Source organism: Giesbergeria giesbergeri, assembly GCF_054779375.1.
This window is the reverse complement of sequence record NZ_BAAGYJ010000002.1, coordinates 806,738-828,170: the sequence shown is the minus strand read 5'-3', so window position 1 is coordinate 828,170 and position 21,433 is coordinate 806,738. Positions and strand designations below refer to the sequence as shown.

The 21,433-nt window shown below is 51.1% G+C and carries 21 protein-coding genes and 1 tRNA gene; 20 read left to right on the top strand and 2 right to left on the bottom strand.

What is annotated here, in order from left to right; all coding sequences use genetic code 11:
- From ACYVB2_RS07970 to ACYVB2_RS07960, 3 genes are all read left to right on the top strand, one after another.
- Positions 1-188, top strand: a 188-nt coding sequence (locus ACYVB2_RS07970; RefSeq protein WP_382429801.1) for an electron transfer flavoprotein subunit alpha/FixB family protein, incomplete at its 5' end; no start/stop codon positions are given.
- A 130-nt stretch (positions 189-318) separates the two neighbouring features.
- Positions 319-1,452: an ABC transporter substrate-binding protein gene (locus tag ACYVB2_RS07965; RefSeq protein ID WP_382429803.1), complete on the top strand. Its 1,134-nt coding sequence runs from the start codon at positions 319-321 to the stop codon at positions 1,450-1,452.
- Between the two features lie 63 nt (positions 1,453-1,515).
- Positions 1,516-3,306, top strand: coding sequence for an acyl-CoA dehydrogenase (locus ACYVB2_RS07960; protein ID WP_382429806.1), 1,791 nt, complete (start codon positions 1,516-1,518; stop codon positions 3,304-3,306).
- A 19-nt stretch (positions 3,307-3,325) separates the two neighbouring features.
- On the opposite strand, the gene ACYVB2_RS07955 is transcribed toward ACYVB2_RS07960, so the two are convergent.
- Positions 3,326-3,970 (bottom strand): riboflavin synthase, encoded by a 645-nt coding sequence (locus tag ACYVB2_RS07955; protein WP_382429808.1) that lies wholly within the window; start codon positions 3,968-3,970, stop codon positions 3,326-3,328.
- Positions 3,971-3,985: 15 nt separating this feature from the next.
- Complete coding sequence (gene ribD / locus ACYVB2_RS07950) at positions 3,986-5,104, bottom strand: bifunctional diaminohydroxyphosphoribosylaminopyrimidine deaminase/5-amino-6-(5-phosphoribosylamino)uracil reductase RibD (protein WP_382429810.1); 1,119 nt, start codon at positions 5,102-5,104, stop codon at positions 3,986-3,988.
- Positions 5,105-5,212: 108 nt separating this feature from the next.
- On the opposite strand from ribD, the gene ACYVB2_RS07945 reads away from it, so the two are divergent.
- From ACYVB2_RS07945 to nuoF, 17 genes are all read left to right on the top strand, one after another.
- Positions 5,213-5,767: a GspH/FimT family pseudopilin gene (locus ACYVB2_RS07945; RefSeq protein ID WP_382429812.1), complete on the top strand. Its 555-nt coding sequence runs from the start codon at positions 5,213-5,215 to the stop codon at positions 5,765-5,767.
- Positions 5,758-6,354, top strand: a complete 597-nt coding sequence (gene pilV / locus ACYVB2_RS07940; protein ID WP_382429814.1) for a type IV pilus modification protein PilV — start codon at positions 5,758-5,760, stop codon at positions 6,352-6,354. Before ACYVB2_RS07945 ends, pilV begins: the two co-directional genes overlap by 10 nt.
- A 50-nt stretch (positions 6,355-6,404) precedes the next feature.
- Entirely contained in the window at positions 6,405-7,343 is a 939-nt protein-coding gene (locus tag ACYVB2_RS07935) for a PilW family protein (protein WP_382429816.1), read from the top strand.
- A complete protein-coding gene (locus ACYVB2_RS07930; protein ID WP_382429818.1) occupies positions 7,340-7,975 on the top strand; it encodes a pilus assembly PilX family protein in 636 nt (211 codons plus the stop codon). Before ACYVB2_RS07935 ends, ACYVB2_RS07930 begins: the two co-directional genes overlap by 4 nt.
- Positions 7,976-7,983: 8 nt before the next feature.
- Positions 7,984-11,619: a pilus assembly protein gene (locus ACYVB2_RS07925; RefSeq protein WP_382429820.1), complete on the top strand. Its 3,636-nt coding sequence runs from the start codon at positions 7,984-7,986 to the stop codon at positions 11,617-11,619.
- A 14-nt stretch (positions 11,620-11,633) separates the two neighbouring features.
- A complete protein-coding gene (locus ACYVB2_RS07920; protein ID WP_382429822.1) occupies positions 11,634-12,104 on the top strand; it encodes a type IV pilin protein in 471 nt (156 codons plus the stop codon).
- Positions 12,105-12,634: 530 nt separating this feature from the next.
- Positions 12,635-12,901, top strand: a complete 267-nt coding sequence (rpsO, locus tag ACYVB2_RS07915) for a 30S ribosomal protein S15 (RefSeq protein WP_382429824.1) — start codon at positions 12,635-12,637, stop codon at positions 12,899-12,901.
- 205 nt (positions 12,902-13,106) lie between these two features.
- Complete coding sequence (pnp, locus tag ACYVB2_RS07910) at positions 13,107-15,332, top strand: polyribonucleotide nucleotidyltransferase (RefSeq protein WP_382429826.1); 2,226 nt, start codon at positions 13,107-13,109, stop codon at positions 15,330-15,332.
- A 53-nt stretch (positions 15,333-15,385) separates the two neighbouring features.
- Positions 15,386-16,144, top strand: coding sequence for a triose-phosphate isomerase (tpiA, locus tag ACYVB2_RS07905; protein ID WP_382429828.1), 759 nt, complete (start codon positions 15,386-15,388; stop codon positions 16,142-16,144).
- A gap of 43 nt (positions 16,145-16,187) precedes the next feature.
- A complete protein-coding gene (gene secG / locus ACYVB2_RS07900) occupies positions 16,188-16,553 on the top strand; it encodes a preprotein translocase subunit SecG (RefSeq protein WP_382429830.1) in 366 nt (121 codons plus the stop codon).
- A 112-nt stretch (positions 16,554-16,665) separates the two neighbouring features.
- A tRNA-Leu gene (locus ACYVB2_RS07895) sits at positions 16,666-16,750 on the top strand.
- A gap of 77 nt (positions 16,751-16,827) precedes the next feature.
- Entirely contained in the window at positions 16,828-17,187 is a 360-nt protein-coding gene (locus tag ACYVB2_RS07890) for an NADH-quinone oxidoreductase subunit A (RefSeq protein ID WP_382429832.1), read from the top strand.
- A gap of 24 nt (positions 17,188-17,211) precedes the next feature.
- On the top strand, positions 17,212-17,691 hold the full coding sequence (locus tag ACYVB2_RS07885; protein ID WP_300075343.1) for a NuoB/complex I 20 kDa subunit family protein: 480 nt from the start codon (positions 17,212-17,214) through the stop codon (positions 17,689-17,691).
- Between the two features lie 9 nt (positions 17,692-17,700).
- Positions 17,701-18,309: an NADH-quinone oxidoreductase subunit C gene (locus ACYVB2_RS07880; protein WP_382429835.1), complete on the top strand. Its 609-nt coding sequence runs from the start codon at positions 17,701-17,703 to the stop codon at positions 18,307-18,309.
- Between the two features lie 27 nt (positions 18,310-18,336).
- Positions 18,337-19,590, top strand: a complete 1,254-nt coding sequence (locus ACYVB2_RS07875; protein ID WP_382429837.1) for an NADH-quinone oxidoreductase subunit D — start codon at positions 18,337-18,339, stop codon at positions 19,588-19,590.
- On the top strand, positions 19,587-20,075 hold the full coding sequence (gene nuoE, locus ACYVB2_RS07870; RefSeq protein ID WP_382429839.1) for an NADH-quinone oxidoreductase subunit NuoE: 489 nt from the start codon (positions 19,587-19,589) through the stop codon (positions 20,073-20,075). The genes ACYVB2_RS07875 and nuoE overlap by 4 nt, the downstream gene beginning before the upstream one ends.
- Complete coding sequence (gene nuoF, locus ACYVB2_RS07865) at positions 20,075-21,430, top strand: NADH-quinone oxidoreductase subunit NuoF (RefSeq protein ID WP_382429841.1); 1,356 nt, start codon at positions 20,075-20,077, stop codon at positions 21,428-21,430. Before nuoE ends, nuoF begins: the two co-directional genes overlap by 1 nt.
- The last annotated feature ends 3 nt before the right edge of the window (positions 21,431-21,433 follow it).

Genomic DNA, 21,433 nt, shown 5'->3' with positions numbered 1-21,433 from the left:
TTGTGGCGCCCCAGCTGTATATTGCCTGCGGAATCTCGGGGGCGATCCAGCATTTGGCGGGGATGAAGGACAGCAAGGTGATTGTGGCGATCAACAAAGACCCGGAGGCGCCGATTTTTAGCGTGGCCGACTATGGGTTGGAGGCAGATTTGTTCCAGGCTGTGCCGGAGCTGGTCAAAGCGTTGTAAGCCGTCACAACGGCCAAAAGGGGGCATGATGCCCCCTTTTGTGTTTCAGGTGCAGGAATAATAAGCACGGTGTGATCTTCATCCATCGTTTGTGGTGTTCTTGGCCCAAGCAGTCAAAAGGAGTTAAGCCATGATGGAATGGATGCCGTTTCGTAAACTGGTATGGGGCGCTGCTCTGTGCGCTGCCACTTGGGCGGGGCCAGCCTCTGCTTGGGTGATTGGGCAGGTGGCACCTTTCAGTGGTACCCAAGCCACACAAGCGCGTGCGTATGCCGAAGGAATGCGCCTGCATTTTGATGAACTCAACAAAGTCGGAGGCATTCAGGGTGAAACATTGACCTTGGTGACCGAAAACGACCGTGGTCAGCCAGAAGAAACCGTCAAGCTCACCCGCAAACTGTTGGCCTCCAATCCGGTGCTGTTGGCCGGTTATTTTGGCGACGGTAACTTACGTGCATTAGCCGACAGCCATTTACTGGAGCAGTCTGGGATCAGTCTGGTGGGTTATCGCGGGGTAGATCCCAGTATTTGGAAAATCCCCCAGTTTTTCAATGTTCGGGCCAGTACGGCCGACGAAATGGCCAAGATTGCCAGCCACTTGGCCACTGTGGGCATCACCAAGCTCGGCCTGTTTTATGAGGATGGGCCAGGCTCTGCGGCCATCGTGAATATGGTGGAGGCCTCTATCAAGACATCCGGTGCGAGTCTGGTAGTGCATGCCATGCTAGAGACGAAAGGGCAACGCACAGCCGATGCTGTCAATAGCATCACCAAGGCTAAACCGCAGGCTATCTTGGTGGTTGCCTCCAGCGTGGCTACGGCAGCGTTTATCGAACATTACCGCATGGCCGGTGGTACGGCGCAGATCTATGCCAACTCTGATGCCGATATCGAGCAGTTAATCAAGCGTCTCTCGGTAGAGCATATGAGTGGCATTTCTATCTCTCAGGTGGTGCCCACTCCCTACCGGGTTTCGGGGCGCTTGAATAAAGAATTTCGTGATCTTGTGGCGGCTCGGGGCGATAAGCTGCAAGAGCCGGTCAGCTACGCCATGATGGAAGGCTATATCAATGCCAAGGTGATTGCCGAAGCTCTGCGCCGCCTGCCCAAGGGGGCTTCGTCCGACAAGGTGGCCGCTGCTTTGCGCAGCATTCATTCTCTGGACTTGGGGGGATACTGGATCACCTTCAAGCCTGCTGCGAACCAAGGTTCGCGTTTTGTCGAATTGTCTATTGTGAATTCAGCGGGTCGGATCAGCCATTGATATGGTTGTTGCCAGCGCCCGTTTGTGGATATCCCTTTCTCGTTGCATAGGAAAAATTGAGCCATGAGTTACACCGCCCCCGTCAAAGATATGTTGTTCGCTATGGAGCATCTGGCCCAGCTTGAACAGATTGCCCTGATCCCCGGTTTTGAAGATGCTGGTCTGGACACTGCGCAGGCCGTGTTGGAGGAGTGCGCTAAGTTCAATGAAGGTGTCGTCGCTCCGCTGAATTGGGAAAGCGATAAAAACCCCTCCAGTTGGCAAGAGGGGGCCGTTACCACCTCGCCCGGCTTCAAGGAAGCCTATCGCCAATTCACTGAGGCGGGCTGGCAAGGCTTGCAGCATCCCACAGATTTTGGGGGCCAAGGTTTGCCCAAGGTGATTGGTGCCGCCTGTGCAGAAATGGCCCACAGTGCCAGCATGAGCTTTGCCCTGTGCCCCATGCTCACCGATGGTGCGATCGAAGCCCTGCTCACCGCTGGCTCCGATGCGCTCAAAGCCACCTACCTAGAAAAACTGGTCAGTGGCGAATGGACAGGCACCATGAACCTGACCGAGCCCCAAGCAGGCTCTGATCTGGCTGCCGTACGTACCCGTGCGCAAGCACAGGACGATGGCAGTTACAAGATTTTTGGCACCAAGATCTTTATCACCTATGGCGAACACGACATGGCCGAGAACATCGTCCATTTGGTGCTGGCACGGGTGCAAGGCGCACCCGAGGGCGTCAAAGGCATCAGTTTGTTTGTAGTGCCTAAGTTCTTGGTCAATGCCGATGGCTCTTTGGGCGCGCGCAATGATGTGGAATGCGTCAGCATTGAACATAAACTCGGTATCAAGGCCAGTCCCACAGCAGTATTGCAGTTTGGTGATCATGGTGGTGCTACCGGCTACCTAGTGGGCGAGGAAAACCGGGGCTTAGAGTACATGTTCATCATGATGAACTCGGCCCGCTACGCTGTGGGCGTGCAAGGCATTGCCGTTTCCGAGCGTGCCTACCAGAAGGCCGTACAGTACGCCCGCGACCGTGTGCAAAGTCGTCCTGTAGATGGCAGCATTAAGGCCAGTGCGCCCATTATTCAACACCCTGATGTGCGCCGTATGCTCATGACCATGCGTGCCACTACCGAGGGCTGCCGTGCTTTGGCCATTGTGGCTGCTGCTGCCTATGATGCGGCCCACCACCATCCAGACTTGGCTATTCGCCAACAAAACACCGCCATTTATGAGTTTTTGGTGCCTTTGGTCAAGGGCTACAGCACAGAGGCCAGCATCGAAGTAACTTCGTTGGGTGTGCAGGTGCATGGCGGCATGGGCTATATCGAAGAGACTGGGGCTGCCCAATATTTTCGTGATGCCCGCATCTTGACCATCTATGAGGGCACCACCGCTATCCAAGCCAATGATCTGGTAGGTCGCAAAACTGTGCGCGATGGGGGCCAGACGGCACAGACCATTGCCACCCAGATTGCACAGACCGAAGTGGATTTGCAAGACAATGGCTCACCCGCCGCCTTGGCCGTGGCACAGAGTTTGCAAGCAGCCCGCCAAGCATTTAGCGAGGTGGTGGATTTCATGCTTGCACATGCCAAAGCGCAACCCAATGCTGCGTATGCTGGCAGCGTACCTTATCTGTTGCTGGCCGGTAATTTGGTAGCTGGCTGGCAATTGGCCCGCAGCCTGTTGGTAGCGCAAGAATTGTTGGCCCAAGGTCAAGACGAGGCCTTCATGCGCACCAAGATCACTACGGCCCAGTTCTATGCCGAGCACATCTTGGTCAAGACGACCAGCCTGCGCGACAGCATTGTGCGTGGTGCAGCCAGTGTGACTGCACTGGAGCCAGACGCTTTCTAACAGTGCATGCTACTGGCCGTCAGGTCAGGCTGGAGGAGCGCATGGCGGGTGCGGCCTCCAGCATGCGCGCCACATAGCGTGCAATCAAATCCACTTCCAGATTGACCTGAGCGCCTGCATGCAGATGTTGCAATGCTGTATTTTGCACGGTGTGTGGAATCAGATTGATGCTGATTTCACAGCCATCGGGTTGGTCTGTAGTGCGGTTGACAGTCAAGCTGACGCCATTGACCACAATCGAGCCTTTGTACGCCAGAAAACGTGCCAGTTCGGCGGGTGCCAGCACCCGCAGCTCCCAGCTCTCACCCACCTGTGCAAAAAAGGTGACCATGCCCAACCCGTCTACGTGGCCTGAGACCAAATGCCCACCCAGTCGGTCATTAGCGCGCAAGGCTTTTTCTAGATTGATGGGGCCTTCGGCATCCAACCCCGTGGTCTTGTCCAGCGATTCTGCAGAAATATCAATGGTGAACAACTGCTGCGCCACGTTCAGGGTGGTCACAGTCATACAAGCTCCATTGAGTGCGATACTGTCACCCAGACCCACATCATCCAAATAACCCGCAGGGGTCTGAATGGTGAGGCGCTTGCCATGGGAGGGGGCTTCGCCCAGCGATTGCACGGCGGCGATACGCCCCATGCCAGTGATGATTCCTGTAAACATAACGCAGATTGTGGCTTAAAAATCTGCTCGCCCTGGTGGACGAGCCAGTATCCGTAAATCTGCTCCCAGACGCTCTACTGCACCAAACTCCAACGGCTGTCCCTGTGCCAGCATTTCCAGTGGCCCTAGGTCGGTCATGCCCCGCCCAGTGCCCAGCAGTAGCGGTGCTAGATACAGCAGTAGCTCATCGACCAATCCTGCCCGCAACAGTGCCCCGTTGAGTCGTTGACCAGCTTCTACATGGAGTTCATTGATGCCATGTTCTCCCAAGTGACGCAGCATCTTTGCCAAATCCACCTGACCACCAGGCCCAGGCAAGGCCACCACACTGGCACCACAGGCTTCCAGTGCTGCTTTGCGTTGCAAGAAGGCGGGATCTTCAGACAGGCTGCTATAGATCAAAACCCCTCGTGCTGTTGCAAACAGGCGTGATTCGGGTGGGGTTTGCAAACGGCTGTCCACCACCACGGCTTGCGGTTGGCGTGGTGTGCTCAGTTCGCGCACATCAAGGCGTGGGTTGTCGGCCAGCACTGTGCCACTGCCTGTCAGCACCGCACAGGCCCGCGCCCGCCAAGCGTGCCCATCTGCTCTGGCAATAGATGAAGTAATCCATTGGCTCGCACCATTGTGCAATGCGGTGGTGCCATCCAAAGAGGCGGCTACCTTCAGCCGAACCCAAGGCGTGCCGCGCACCATGCGACTGAAAAAACCGATATTCAATGCCCGCGACTCTTCGGCTCCTGGCCCTATCTCTACGTTCACGCCAGCAGCCCGCAACCGTGCGAAGCCTTTGCCACCCACCAAGGGGTTGGGGTCTTCCAGTGATGCCACGACCCGTCCAATACCCGCAGCAATCAAGGCATCACAACAAGGCCCGGTTCGACCGTGGTGGGCACAAGGTTCCAACGTCACATAAGCAGTGGCTCCGCGTACATCGTGGCCTGCCGCAGTGGCATCACGCAGTGCCATGATTTCGGCATGTGGGCCACCAGCCTGTTGTGTATGGCCTTGTCCTAGGATTTGGCCATCGGCAGTGGTAATCACACAGCCAACGCGGGGGTTGGGATTGGAGAGCATCAGGGCGGAGCGGGCCAGTGCCAAGCACCTCTCCATCGGTTGTAAAGATTCAGGCATAAAACAAAAAAGAGTCTATGGCCTAAGTATCTACCGTTCAGTCGGTCAAGTGCTGCGCTTGTCGCTTCCGTGGTTCCTTATGTGCAACAGAGCTGCTAACCTCGCCTCATGCTGCTGAAAAAACATTTACATGGGTTCACTCTGGTGGAGTCGCTCGTGGTGGTCTCTATTACGGCCATCTTGCTGGCGGTGGGGGTGCCCTCTATGCGCTCTATAGCCGAGCGCAATGCCATCTCCAGCCAAGTCAATAATTTTTTGGGTGTATTGATTTTTGCCCGTTCTGAAGCCATCAAACGGGGGGCCGAAGTGGTGGTTTGTCGCAGTGCCAATGCTGAAAGCTCCGCTACGCCTACTTGTGCTGCCAGTGGTACAGGTTGGGAGACTGGTTGGATTGTTTTTCTCGATCGCAATGGTGATGGACAAAACGCAGCATCACAAGGCGATGTGCTGTTGCGCGTACAAGGCCCAGTGAGTAACAGTGGTGGTGTTGAGCAGATTAGTTTTAGAAAACTTGTTTTTCGCTCTACAGGTTTGTTAAGTAGCGGGGCTTCAAGCTTTACTTTTAACTCCAAATCATTGGATTCTACCCAGCGCCGTAGGGTGTGTCTCAGTTTTACAGGGCGGGCAAGGGCTACTAATAATCCTACAGAAGTATGCCAATAACCATGATAAAAAATAATCATATTTCTGCCGTGGCAAACCTCAAGCAGCAGGGGGCTTCTCTGCTTGAGGTTTTAATCACTATCCTCATCATGTCTTTTGGTTTATTAGCACTTGGTGGGCTTACTACCGCTTCTTTGCAATACAACAAAATGGCACAATTCCAGACCATAGGTTTGCAACTAGCCTCAGAATACGCCGACCGTATGCGCAGTAATGTGACTGCGTTCAATGCCAATAGTTACAATATCACAGCCGCTTACACAGGAGCATCTGCCAGTGTTTCTGTCCCATCTTGTGCCAGTACCATTTGCACAACGGCTGAAATAGCGGCAATTGATATCGCCGAATGGACAAATGCTTTGCGCAGACGTCTGCCTGGTGGAGCCGCTTTCGTACAAAGAAATGGAAACATGGCCGTTGATATTTGGGTCATGTGGGTAGACCCCAGCCTGCTCTACACTTCTACCAGTGGCAATAGCGATGCAGCTGTTGCTGCTGCTGGTAGCAATTGCCCTGCTGCCGCTCTGACCAGTTTACCCACAGGTGTCACAGCTCCCCGTTGCATGTATTTTCGTGTAAGTTTATGACATACCAAACAATAATGCCTAAGCAGGGTGGCCGCACCTTGTTAGAGTTGATGATCAGTATCACCATCGGCCTGGCTGTATTGGCTGCGTTGATGACTGTTTATATTTCTACATCTTCTACCAGCAGGCAGTCTGCCAGCGTTGCTCGAATGAGCGAGGATGCTGCTATTCTCTTCAGTTTGTTAGGGGTTGATTTGCACACAGCAGGCTTTAGTCCCCCTCGTTTGCTGGTGTCTCCAGGGGGGGCCATTGTCAATGGTGTCAAAATGACGACACCAGATCGCAATTTTGTGGGGGCCGCCATACGCGGGTGTGATAAGGGGTTCACCGATGCAACTAAAAAAGGAGCATTTACCGATTTGGCTTGTGCAGATATCTCAGGGACGGGTGCTGCATCCTTTGCCATACGCTTTGAAAGTGATCCCGCCAATGGGCTGGTGAACACCAGTCCAGTCACTGTGTCTGGGGTGGTTTACCCATCCAACTGCTTGAATGAAGGTGTGAAGATAAAGCAAAGCTCTGCGATTGATCCAACAGATGCCGCACGCAATTATTTTCTGGTGGATTCACGTTATTTTGTGGGTGTCAGTGCGAGTAGTAGCACCACAGAAATGTCTTGTGCTGGAATCGTAGATGGTGTGGCAGGCACAGATTTTAACCCTCAGCCTTTAGTCCAATATGTAGAGAACATGATCATCAGCTATGGCGTAGCACAGGACGCTATCAGTACCGATGTGGTTCGTTACATGACAGCCAAGCAAATTGATGATGAGTTGACTGGTGACGTAGATGCCCGCTGGGCCAGAGTGGTTAGTGTAAAGATATGTTTGCTGATGATGGGTTCTGAACCAGATGCGAGTGCAGTCGGCTCTTATATAGATTGTGCAGGAAATACTGTCACCCCGACCGATGGTCGGGCACGGCGTGCGTTTTCTAGTGTGTTTGCCTTGCGCAATCGCAGTGGCTTAGCCACAGGAGGTGGCGCATGAATAACATAGTCGCCAAGCCTCAATGGCAGAAAAAAACAAAAAACCAACAAGGTATTGTGTTAGCTATATCTTTGATACTGTTGGTAATTTTATCAATGGTGGCAATTTATGCTATGCGCAGCAGCGTTTCTGGGGAGCAGGTGGCAAAAAACATCCGATCCAGTGAAATTGCTGCCCAATCGGCAGAATTTGCACTTCGATTTTGTGAAGATCGCGTTCGTTATGGTAATTTGACAGTCAACGGCGTGACTATCAAGGTGCATGAGCAAACCCTCAGTGAGCTGGATTGGAGCAGTGAGTTAGCTGCTGCTCGTAAAGAGTCTAAGCTTCCTATGGTTTGGAATACAAAAACCAATTGGGCTATTTCTAATCCCCCGTCCAGTAGCGATAATGTGTTTAGTATACCGATTGCGATGCTGGCAAATGAGAACATGCCACAAATTACTGAGCAAAAGAAGGCACCTCGTTGCATGGTCGAGTTGTATCGGTTGCGCCGTGCTGAGCCTGATGTCACCCTCAGTGATCCCTACCTGATTACGACAGTAGGCTTTAGCCCAGACTATGAGGAAGACTCTTCTGGGCGGGCTATTGCCGGTAGTCAATATTGGCTTCAATCCATTTTTCGTCCGTGAGGAATAAAATGAAAATCAATCATATTAAGTCAGCCTTGTTGTTGGTGGGTTTTTCCTTTTTTCCTGGCGTAGGTTTTTCTGTCATGATGCAAAAACCTATTCAAACGGGAGGAAGTGTGGTTCCACCCAACTTGATGTTCACCTTGGATGATTCAGGCTCCATGCGTTGGGAGTGTCTGCCTGATTCTTTGTGTTCTGGCAGCAAAGATGTTGGCACTATTCCAGCACAAAGTAGCAGAACCAATAGAGATGGTGTCGCCATCTATGATGATGTGGATGTCACAGCAGATGAAGTAGTTTATGAAAGAGTTTGTGTCCGTTGGCGTTATGGAGAGTGCCGGGACTGGGATGATCAACCAACAGGTGAGATAAGAACCACTGTTTTGCGGGCTGCATCCCCCAATTTATTTGCCAGAAAAATGCGCTCTGGTTGGAATCCGTTGTATTACGATCCTAATACAAGATACCGTCCTTGGCTCAAAGAAGATGGTGTGACAAGATACGCCAATTCAACGCCATCTGCGGCCCCTATTGCTCCAGGAAGTACGGAGACACAAAATTTAGAAGGTGTCAGAAAAATCGAAGAAGTTTGGTGTACCGGAACAGGTAGTAGTGCCTGTTATGGAAGTAGTGGTGTTTATCAAAACGTGAGAATTGCACAGTACTACATTAAAGACCCGAGTCAAGATGGTTCTCAAACGAGTCACTATACTAAATTTACCATTTCTTCTGATCAAACGTTTCCTACCAAAGGCGTCAATAGAACCGATTGTGCTGGAAGTACCTGTACTTACGCAGAAGAAATACAGAATTTTGCCAATTGGTTCACCTACTATCGATCACGGGCATTGGTTGCTATTGCAGGTACCGCAGAGGCATTTGCAGCAGTTCCTGTAAGCTATCGGGTGGGTTATGGACGTATTAATGATAGTACGACCACTTCTATTGATGGTGTAGATGCAAAAACTTTAGCCAAAGGTGTTCGGCCATTCTCTGGAGCTGATAAAACTGCATTTTATAATTGGTTGTTTGCACGGACGGAGCCCAGTGGTAATACGCCCCTTCGGCGAGCTATGGACGATGTAGGTCAGTATTTTTCTCGATCAGACAATAAAGGGCCGTGGGGTGCTGTGCCAGGCACGGAAGACACGACAGCCCATTCTGCTTGCCGTCGCTCTTTTCATATATTAATGACAGATGGTATGTGGAATAGTACGGGCGCTACTGTGGCGACAGGTAATGTAGATAATGCTGCTGGTGAAACGATTACTGGGCCTAATTCGCAATCTTACAGATACAGTCCAGCAAATCCATACTCTGATTCTAATAGTGATACCTTGGCAGATGTGGCCATGTATTACTGGAAAAAAGACTTGCGTTCGGATTTGGCTAATGCAGTGACTCCAGTTGCTAAGGCAGGGTATGAGAATCCTGCATTTTGGCAGCATATGGTCAATTACACCATTGCTTTTGGCCTTGAAGGTTCCTTGCAAAATCCTGAAGATCTTCCTGCCCTCAAGAGTGGAACCAAATCTTGGCCAGACCCAAGTTCCGGTGGTTCAGCAACAATTGATGACCTCTGGCATGCTGCTGTAAATAGTCGGGGCAGGTCATTGAGTGCTAGAAGCAGTGCAGAATATGCGAGCGCACTCACTTCTATTATTGATGAAATTGGTTTTGTTAATGGTAGTGAAGCTGGGGTTGCAGTATCGCAAAAAACCATCTCTACAGCCAGTAGTACAAAGAAATACGAGCCGACCTTCTCCTCTTCTGCTTGGAGTGGCGATGTTCGGGCTATCAATATTAATCAAAATGGAGCCGAAACCGGAGTGGCTTGGTCTGCCGCATCGGCCATGCCAACACCCACCAATAGAAATATATTTACCTATAATGCCAGTGCCACAACCAAGGGCGTAGCCTTTGAGTGGGTTAATTTGAGTGATAGTATGAAAACCAGCCTGTACGGTGCCACCACCGGTGGTGAGGGGCTCGTCAGCTATTTACGTGGCAACGCAGTAGGAGAGGGAACTACCTACCGTTCGCGTAGTAAATCTACAGGTGCTGGGGCACCTTTGGGCGATATTGTCAACTCTACTCCTGTGTTGGTAGGTAGTTTGCTGGATATGCAATACGAATTCTTGGGGAACGCTGCTAGCAGAAGTTACCGGCGGCATTTGGCTGCAAAAAAGCTACGTCAAGCACAGTTGTTTGTTGGGGCCAATGATGGCATGCTCCATGCTTTTGCAGATGACAATGGTCAGGAGACATTCGCTTTTGTTCCAGCTTCGTTGATGGGCAATTTGAAGCAACTCTCCTTGCCAGATTATAGTCATCGTTATTATGTGGATGGCCCCTTTGCAGAGGCTGATGTCTACGATACGACCAATAGTAAATGGCGCAACTTAATTGTGGGTGGTAGTGGTGCAGGGGCAAAAAATCTCTTTGCTATCAATGTTCCAGTACCCTTCTGGGCCAACGACTCTAGTACTCCTCCTGCAGCCCTCACCAAGTCTCAATCTGCACCAGGTGCTACAGATATATTGTGGGAAATTAACAGTAGCAGCACTGGATTTGGTGAGTTAGGTCATGTACTAAACCGGCCTGAGCATGGTTTCATGAAGGTGGCTGACAACGAGACAGCTTGGGTCGTTATTGTTGGGAATGGCTATGAAAGCACCAGTGGCACAGCACGGCTTTTCGTTATTAATGCGCTCACTGGTGCATTAATTCGAGAGATCAATACAGGAGTTGGATCTACTACTTCGCCCAATGGGCTGGGCGGTGTTCGTGTGGTTCGAGATGAAGATATGCGCATTGTTGCTGCCTATGCGGGTGATTTGCAAGGCAATATGTGGAAATTTGATTTCAGCTATGCCAATAAAGCAGATTGGCGAGTTGCTTTCAATGGCAACCCACTGTATCAAGCAGTCAATGCCAGTAGTCAGGTCGAGCCAATTACAGTGGCCCCCACTTTTGTGCGCCACCCATTGGGGGGTGTGATGGTATTGTTTGGTACTGGTCAGTTGCATGCAGACGGCGATGTGGGTAACACCCAAGTGCGTGGTATTTACGGTATTTGGGATAAGGTAAAAGTAGGTAATGTTTCTAGTGTGGCCACAGATCGTGTGACCAGTGCGACTACTATCGTTACCCAAACTTTGGGAACTGCCGCCCTGACGGGTACCACTGGTGGGGAATTCTGGCGATTGACCGTCACGCCGGTTGATTATGCAACTAAGCGTGGATGGCGAATTCCACTACAAATGCAATCTCGCCAGCGTGTCATTGATGACCCTGAGTTGATTTTGGGTAGAATGTTGGTGCAATCGGTTACTCCCACAGAGTCGGTGGATTCTTGCTTGGCTGCAAGTGCTTACCGCTATATGTTCAGCCTAGATCCGTTCATGAGTGGTACAGGTACTCAGCCAACTTTTGACACCAACGGTGATGGCTCCCTGACCGTATCAGACAATCCAAATGCATTGGCGGTAAAACTCGAAGGAGACGGGCCTGCGACAACTGTTCGTGTGCAAGGCAAGGACGATGGTTTGATTCTTGGTACGGGTGATAAGGTAAGAAAATTCAAAGGAGAGCCAAACACTGCACGTCGCTATTGGAATCGTATAGTTGTGGCTCCTCAATAATTAAAAGATCAGTTATGAAAAATAAAAAATCTCTATCCCAGTACCAAGGGTTTACATTGATTGAGTTGATGATTGTGGTGGTTATTGTGGCTATTCTTGCTGCTGTAGCCTACCCCAGTTATCAAAGCTCTCTTCAAAAATCACGACGTGCTGAAGCGCGCGCCCAATTGTTGGAAGTGGCGCAGTTCATGCAACGGTTTTATTCGCAGAATGATCGTTATGACCAAACCAACGCAGCCACTCCACAAGCAGTGGCTATTCCAAGCGTCATGGCGGTGGCCCCTAAAGGAGCTGCATCTGGAACCCAAAACTATAATATTGGATTTCAGGCCAATACTTTAACCCGCTCTGCTTATACTTTGGAGGCCGTGCCACGCAGTGGTGGCTTTATGGCGACTGACAAATGCGGAACCCTGAGAATCAATAGCGTAGGAGCGCGTAGTATTACAGGTACGGGCGCTACTGTTGAGGAGTGTTGGCGTTAAGGGGGCATCCCACTGTCATGTTGCTCATTCAAGTCATGACAGTTTTATTTTGTATAGCCGAGACAGGCACCTGCATTAGGTCTGCCTCGGCATTCGCGCCGTAAGCGTTGATCCCGTTCTCTACGACCTTCTTCGGCTGGATTGCGAATATGGCGTACATAAACATGCTGGCGTTGCAGTGAGGTGTTTTGATGCCGTGTCGTAACGTTGGTGACATCATTTGCACTGCGTCGTGTGGCACTAGCCTCTGTGGGCGTTCCTAAAAAAACGATACAAGCAGCCCACAGCAACATGCCCATCACTGAAGAGACATTGGTGGTGCGAATCCGTATGCCGAAAAGAGATATGCTGCCCAAGTCGAACTCCTAGTGTTAAGTGGTTGACTATGGACACACCATAGCAGTATTTGCTACAATCGCAAAGTTCTACGCGTTGTAGAACGCACGCCGGTGTCCCTTCCAGTGGCCGGCGCAAGTCAACCCGCAACAATTTTCTGCAATGAAATTGTTCGCAATCTAGGAAAATCCCAAATGATCGCATCTTCTATCAAGGCCGAAGTCGTCAAGGCCAATGCACGTTCTGCCAATGACACTGGTAGTCCTGAAGTGCAAGTAGCACTGTTGACGGCTCGTATCAACGAGCTGACTCCCCACTTCAAGACACATGCCAAAGACCACCACGGTCGTCGTGGTCTGTTGCGCATGGTGAGCCGTCGCCGCAAGCTGCTGGATTACCTCAAGGCCAAAGACAGTGATCGCTATGTGGCACTCATCGCCAAGTTGGGTTTGCGCAAGTAAGTTCACGCCCTTGTGATTCACTAAAACGCCTGGGTTAGCGTGCTAGCTCAGGCGTTTTTTACTTTGCTGGTGTGTTCGATCAGAGCGAAGCTGTGTCATTCCACTGAAGATCCGCGGGCGGATTCACTGGAATGGCATCGTGTTCTGGCTCAGCCGCTGGCACTTGCTGACCTTTCGGGGTCAGCTTTTCCTCAGGAGCAGAGATATGAGTATTTTCAATAAAGTGACCAAGACCTTCCAATGGGGTGACAAGACGGTTGTCATGGAAACGGGTGAGATCGCCCGTCAGGCATCTGGGGCTGTATTGGTCAACATTGATGACACTGTGGTGCTGGCTACCGTAGTGGCCTCCAAAACAGCCAAGCCCGGCCAAGATTTTTTCCCCCTGACAGTCGATTACATTGAAAAGACCTATGCTGCGGGCAAAATTCCTGGCAGCTTTTTTAAGCGTGAAGCCAAACCCAGTGAGCTAGAAACACTGACCAGCCGTTTGATTGATCGCCCAATTCGTCCATTGTTTCCAGAAGGCTTTTACAACGAAGTTCATCTGGTCATTCACACGTTGTCGCTCAATCCGGAAGTTGACGCTGACATCGCCGCCATGATTGCTTCCAGTGCTGCCTTGGCTGTCTCTGGTATTCCATTTGCTGGCCCGATTGGTGCTGCGCGCGTGGGTTATATCAATGGTGACTATGTGCTCAATCCTGGTCAGACAGCGCGTAAAAATAGCCAGATGGACTTGGTAGTCGCAGGTACCGAAGCTGCTGTACTGATGGTCGAGTCTGAAGCACAACAACTTCCAGAAGAGGTCATGTTGGGGGCTGTGGTGTTTGGTCATGAGCAAGGCAAGATTGCCATCAATGCCATCCATGAGCTGGTTCGCGATGCTGGCAAGCCAGTGTGGGATTGGAGTGCTCCACACAAAGACGATGCCTTGATCGCGAAAGTAACGCAATTCGCTGAAGAAAAACTTCGGGCGGCCTATCAAATTCGGAACAAGCAGGCGCGTACCCATGCTTGTCGTGAAGCCTATGCAGTGGTCATGGCCGATCTGACCGAAGCGGGTGTCGTGTTCGATAGCGTCAAGGTAGAAAACATCCTGTTTGATATCGAAGCGCGCATCGTTCGTAGCCAAATTCTGGCGGGCGAGCCCCGTATCGATGGTCGTGATACCCGTACGGTGCGTCCAATTGAGATTCGCAACAGCGTCTTACCCCGAACCCATGGCTCCAGCTTATTCACCCGTGGTGAAACACAAGCACTGGTAGTGACGACTTTGGGTACTGAACGTGATGCACAACGCATTGACGCGTTGGCCGGTGAGTTTGAAGATCGCTTCATGCTGCACTACAACATGCCTCCCTTTGCGACGGGTGAAGTGGGTCGTATGGGAAGCACGAAGCGCCGTGAAGTGGGCCATGGTCGCTTGGCTAAGCGTGCCTTGGCGGCTGTGTTGCCGAGCAAGGATGAGTTCCCCTACACCATGCGTGTGGTGTCTGAGATCACAGAGTCCAACGGATCTTCGTCCATGGCCTCAGTCTGCGGTGGTTGCCTCTCCCTTATGGATGCAGGCGTGCCCATGAAGGCCCATGTGGCTGGTATTGCGATGGGTCTGATCAAAGAAGAGAACCGCTTTGCTGTCTTGACCGATATTCTGGGTGATGAGGACCACTTGGGCGATATGGATTTCAAGGTGGCTGGTACTACGACAGGTATCACTGCCTTGCAAATGGATATCAAAATCCAAGGCATTACCAAAGAGATCATGCAGGTTGCCTTGGCGCAAGCCAAGGAGGCGCGTATCCACATATTGGGCAAGATGCAGGAAGCCGTGGGTGAGGCGCGGGCTGAAGTGTCGAGTTTCGCACCCAAGCTCTACACCATGAAGATCAATCCTGAGAAGATTCGGGATGTCATCGGTAAAGGTGGTTCGGTGATTCGCGCCTTGACTGAAGAGACTGGTTGTCAGATCAACATCGACGAAGATGGCACGATCACGATCGCAGCCACGGAGGCCGCCAAGGCCGATGAAGCCAAGCGGCGCATTGAGCAAATCACAGCCGAAGTTGAAATTGGCAAGGTCTATGAAGGGCCAGTGACCAAGATTCTAGACTTTGGTGCCTTGATCAATCTGTTGCCAGGAAAAGATGGCCTGTTGCATATCAGTCAGATCGCCCACGAGCGTGTCGAACGTGTCAGCGACTATCTGCAAGAAGGACAGGTCGTGAAGGTCAAGGTCATGGAAACGGATGAAAAAGGCCGTATCAAGCTGTCTATGAAGGTCTTGGCAGAACGTCCCGCCTATAACGAACGTCCAGAACGTGGTGAGCGCGCAGAACGCAACGAGCGTCGTGAAGCCCCACCGGCGGTAGTTCGTGAACAGGAACCTGCCCCTGCGACCCAGTCGGCAACACCAGATACACAGGTCTGATCCTGTCCGCATTGCGGACTTCTCCTTTGGCATTTTGTTTTCACGTGATAAACATGAACAAGAAACTGATCGCAGGCAACTGGAAGATGAATGGCAGCCTCACTGCCAACGATGTACTGGTGCGGGCTATCCTCACTGGGCTGGCACCAGAGGCCAGCGCGGTGTGTGACGTCGCAGTGGCGGTGCCCGCCCCTTATCTGGCGCAGTTGCAGTCTTTGGCTGTTGGTTCCTCTTTGGCGCTTGCAGCGCAGGATGTATCAACGCATGAGATGGGTGCTTATACGGGAGAAGTTTCCGCAGTGATGCTGCGTGATTTTGGTGTGCGTTATGCCTTGGTAGGGCATTCCGAACGTCGTCAATACCACGGCGAGACTGACCATGTCGTGGCGTTAAAAGCTCAGCGTGCCTTGGCCGCTGGCATCACTCCGATTGTCTGCGTAGGCGAAACCCTTGCCGAACGCGAAAATGGTCAGACGGAAGCGGTGGTCAAGCGTCAGTTGGCTGCAGTAATTCATCTCAATGGTCATTGCATCAGTGAGGTGGTTGTGGCGTATGAGCCGGTGTGGGCCATTGGTACTGGCAAAACTGCTACGCCCGAGCAGGCACAGCAGGTTCATGCTGTGTTACGTGCGCAATTGGCTGCAGCCAGCGACAAGGGCGCACGCATTCGGTTGCTGTATGGTGGCAGTATGAACGCCACCAATGCGGCCCAATTGTTGGCGCAACCTGACATTGATGGTGGATTGATTGGTGGCGCTTCGCTCAAGCCCACCGACTTTTTGCAAATTGTGGCTGCCGCTCAGTCTTGTTGACATGGTTGTAGATCATCAGTGATGAAATTAGGAGTTCATGGTAATGAATGTGTTGGTGAATGTGATTCTTGGTGTGCAGATCTTGGCCGCGTTGGGCATGATTGGCCTGATCTTGATACAGCACGGCAAGGGAGCTGACATGGGTGCTGCCTTTGGCAGTGGTGGGTCTGGCAGTTTGTTTGGCGCCAGCGGAAGTGCTAATTTCCTCTCACGTACCACTGCAGGCTTGGCGGCAGCTTTCTTTGTCTGCACACTGGCATTGGCTTATTTCGGCAATGTTCGTCCTGCCAGTTCGGGAAGTGTTTTGGAGGGTGCTGCTACAGCGATTCCAGGCGCTGCCAATGTGCCAACGCCCGCAGCAGTGCCAGTACCTCCCCCTGAAGGGGCTGCCCAGATTCCTGCAAAATAATTCCTCTCTGGTGCTTTTCAAGCCCAGAAGCAAATTTTTTCAGGTTAGAATTAGGGACTGTCTGAGGCAGCAAACAAAAAGTTCCTCAAGCCACCTCAGACAACACAAAAAAGCCGTCGTGGTGAAATTGGTAGACACGCTATCTTGAGGGGGTAGTGGCGAAAGCTGTGCGAGTTCGAGTCTCGCCGACGGCACCAAACAAAACAAACCTGCCGCCATGTGCTACTTTTGTAGCAATGGCATGCACGGTTCAAGCGGTGAGCGCATCCAGAAGATGAACCTCGATCAATATCTCCCCGTTCTTCTGTTCATCTTGGTAGGCGCAGCGGTTGGTATTATTCCGCTCGCCTTGGGTTACATACTTGGGCCCAACAGACCAGATCCCCAAAAAAATTCCCCTTACGAGTGTGGTTTCGAGGCGTTCGAAGATGCTCGCATGAAGTTTGATGTTCGCTACTATCTGGTGGCTATTCTCTTCATTCTCTTCGATCTTGAAATTGCCTTTTTGATTCCGTGGGCTGCATCGTTACACGATGTAGGTATGACCGGTTTTGTGGCTGTCCTGATCTTTTTGGCGGTTCTGGTGGTGGGGTTCGCCTATGAGTGGAAAAAAGGCGCCCTAGACTGGGAATAAGTCATTTGCACAAGGATAGATGCCATGATTGAAGGTGTAATGAAGGAAGGCTTTGTGACCACGAGTTTTGACTCAGTGGTCAATTGGGCTAAAACCGGATCGTTGTGGCCTATGACTTTTGGTCTGGCCTGCTGTGCTGTCGAGATGATGCATGCAGCAGCAGCTCGTTACGATATCGGTCGTTTTGGTGCTGAAGTGTTTCGCGCTAGTCCGCGCCAATCCGACTTAATGATCGTTGCAGGTACGCTCTGCAACAAGATGGCCCCTGCCTTGCGCAAGGTGTATGACCAAATGTCTGAACCGCGCTGGGTGCTCTCTATGGGCTCCTGTGCCAACGGTGGTGGTTATTATCACTACAGCTATTCTGTGGTGCGCGGATGTGATCGTATCGTGCCAGTGGATGTGTATGTGCCCGGTTGTCCTCCAACTGCAGAAGCGTTGATTTATGGAATCATTCAGCTTCAGCAGAAGATTCGCCGAACCAACACCATTGCACGTGCTTGAAAGGGTGTCATGACTGTTGTTGCTGTTACCCCTGAAAAAATCAAAGACGCTGTTGTCGCTGCTTTAGGTCAAAGAATTCGTCAGATAGAAGTTGCACTGGGTGAAGTCACCGTGGTGGTTGGTGCCGAGGTCTATCTTGAGTCTATGCGTTTGTTGCGTGAGGCTCCCGGATGTAAGTTTGAGCAGTTGATTGATTTGTGTGCTGTTGACTATTCGAGCTATCAAGACCGTGTTTGGGAAGGTCTGCGTTATGCAGTGGTTTCTCATCTTTTGTCCGTCAGCTTGAATCAGCGTTTGCGTGTCAAGGTTTTCTGTCCGGATGATGATTTGCCAGTGGTCGCCTCCTTGACTTCCATGTGGGAAGGTGCTGGCTGGTTTGAGCGCGAGGCGTTCGACTTGTTTGGGGTGTTGTTTGATGGTCATACCGACCTGCGCCGTATTCTGACGGACTATGGGTTTGTGGGTCATCCTTTCCGCAAGGACTTCCCTCTTTCTGGGCATGTTGAAATGCGCTATGACAATGAGCAGCGTCGGGTCATTTATGAGCCAGTCAGTGTTGAGCCGCGCGAAATCACTCCTCGCATCATTCGTGAAGATAAATATGGAGGCCTGCACTGAGGCGCTTTAAGCCTTCTCTGGTGAATCATGGCTGAAATTAAAAACTATTCCCTGAACTTTGGTCCCCAGCATCCTGCTGCACACGGTGTGCTGCGTTTGGTGTTGGAGCTTGATGGTGAAGTTGTGCAGCGCGCCGACCCCCACATTGGGTTGTTGCATCGTGGTACAGAAAAGCTTGCAGAGCACAAAACATTTATCCAATCGTTGCCTTACATGGATCGATTGGATTATGTTTCCATGATGTGTAATGAGCATGCTTACTGTTTGGCAATCGAAAAGTTGCTAGGCATTGAGGTGCCTTTGCGTGCGCAGTACATTCGTGTGATGTTTTCCGAGATCACACGGTTGCTCAATCATTTGATGTGGTTAGGTTCTCACGGCAACGATTGCGGCAGTTCCACCATTTTGATTTATACCTTCCGTGAGCGGGAGGATCTGTTTGACATGTATGAGGCCGTGTCTGGTGCTCGTATGCATGCGGCCTATTTCCGTCCTGGTGGTGTGTATCGCGATTTGCCTGATACGATGCCACAGTACAAAGCCAATAAAATTCAGAATGCTAAGGCTTTGGAGGAGCGCAATCGAAATCGTCATGGCTCTCTGTTGGACTTTATCGATGACTTCACGCAGCGGTTCCCAGCTTGTGTGGACGAATATGAGGTCTTGTTAACCGACAACCGTATCTGGAAGCAGCGTACAGTAGATATTGGTGTCGTTCAACCAGAGCGAGCTATCAATTTGGGCATGACTGGCCCAATGCTGCGAGGTTCTGGAGTTGCTTGGGACTTGCGCAAAAAGCAGCCTTATGATGCTTACGATCGTGTAGATTTTGACATTCCAGTAGGCGTGACAGGTGATTGCTACGACCGTTACTTGGTGCGTGTGCAAGAGATGCGACAGTCGAATCGTATCATCAAGCAGTGTGTTGACTGGTTGCGTGCCAATCCAGGGCCAGTGATTACTGATAATCATAAGGTTGCGCCACCCAGTCGTGAATCCATGAAGTCAAACATGGAGGAGCTGATTCACCATTTCAAGCTTTTTACTGAGGGATTCCATGTTCCCGAAGGGGAGGCTTATGCTGCAGTTGAGCATCCTAAGGGTGAGTTCGGTATTTATTTGATCAGTGATGGTGCAAACAAGCCATACCGATTAAAGATTCGTGCCCCCGGTTTTGTGCATCTGTCTACTTTAGATGAAATGTCACGGGGCCATATGCTGGCTGACGTTGTGGCCATCATTGGTACTATGGATATCGTGTTCGGAGAAATTGACCGATGATTTCTGATGCGACAAAAGCACGCTTTGCGCGTGAAGTGGCTAAGTATCCTGCCGAACAAAAGCAGTCGGCGGTAATGGCCTGTCTGTCCATCGTACAGCAGGAGCAAGGCTACGTCAGTGAAGCCAGTGAGGCTGTAATCGCTGAATATCTGGGTATGCCACAGATTGCGGTGCATGAAGTCACCACTTTCTACAACATGTACAACCAGCAGCCCGTTGGTAAGTACAAACTGGCCGTGTGTACCAACCTGCCCTGTCTGTTGCGTGATGGTGGTAAAGCTTTGGAGCACTTAGAGCACAAGCTGGGTATTTCCATGGGAGAAACCACCAAAGATGGTTTGTTCACACTGCAACAATGTGAGTGTTTAGGTGCTTGTGCAGATGCTCCTGTCATGTTGGTCAATGATCGCAATATGTGCAGTTTCATGGGTGATGACAAGCTAGATCAGCTGGTAGATAACCTGCGTGCCGTGGAGGGCAAGTGATGGCTACGGCTGCAAAAATATTGAGTCAATTTCAAGCAGCAGGCGTAGAAACCTGCTTTCATGATCGCCATATTGATCCACAAATTTATGCAGGGTTGAATGGCGCAAACTGGAGCATAAAAGACTACGAATCTCGTGGTGGCTATCAGGCACTGCGTAAGATTCTAGGCAAAGATGGTTCAGACGGATTAACGCAAGATCAGGTTATTGCAACCGTTAAAGAGTCTGGGTTGCGAGGTCGTGGTGGTGCAGGTTTTCCCACTGGCTTGAAGTGGAGCTTCATGCCACGCCAGTTTCCTGGGCAAAAGTACTTGGTTTGTAATTCCGACGAAGGTGAGCCAGGTACTTGCAAGGATCGTGATATTTTAATGTACAACCCTCATATTGTGATTGAGGGTATGATCATTGCTGCTTATGCAATGGGCATTAGTGCAGGTTACAACTATATTCACGGCGAAATTTTCCAAGTTTACGAGCGATTTGAGGCTGCGTTAGAAGAAGCCCGAGCTGCAGGTTATTTAGGTAGCAATATTCTGGATAGCTCTTTCAGTTTTCAACTTCATGCCCATCACGGTTTTGGAGCCTACATTTGTGGCGAAGAAACTGCTTTGATTGAATCGATTGAAGGAAAAAAAGGCCAGCCTCGCTTTAAGCCACCTTTTCCAGCCAGTTTTGGTCTTTATGGTAAACCAACCACCATTAATAATACCGAAACTTTTGCTGCGGTTCCGTGGATTATTCGCAACGGCGGTGCGGCCTATCTTGCATGCGGTAAACCCAATAATGGTGGAACCAAGATATTTTCCGTGAGTGGTGATGTGCAGCGCCCAGGAAACTATGAGGTTCCGATGGGAACGCCCTTTGCCACTTTGCTTGATTTGGCTGGTGGTATGCGTCCGGGCCGTCAATTGAAGGCGGTGATTCCAGGTGGGTCATCTTCTCCAGTCTTGCCTGCCTCCATTATCATGGAGTGCACTTTGGACTATGACTCGATCTCTAAGGCTGGTTCCATGCTTGGCTCTGGAGCGGTGATTGTCATGGACGATACCCGCTGCATGGTTGAATCTCTCAAGCGGTTGTCATATTTCTACATGCATGAATCGTGTGGTCAATGTACGCCTTGCCGTGAAGGAACGGGTTGGCTTTGGCGCCTGGTAGATCGAATTCATCGTGGAGATGGGCGTCCCCAAGATATGGAGGTACTGGATTCAGTAGCCAGCAGTATCATGGGGCGTACCATCTGTGCTCTGGGTGATGCAGCGGCAATGCCAGTACGTGCCATGATTAAGCATTTCCGCCCAGAGTTTGAGGCGTTGATCCAGAAGAAAAACCCCCAGGCTGTTGCTTCTGCCTGATCG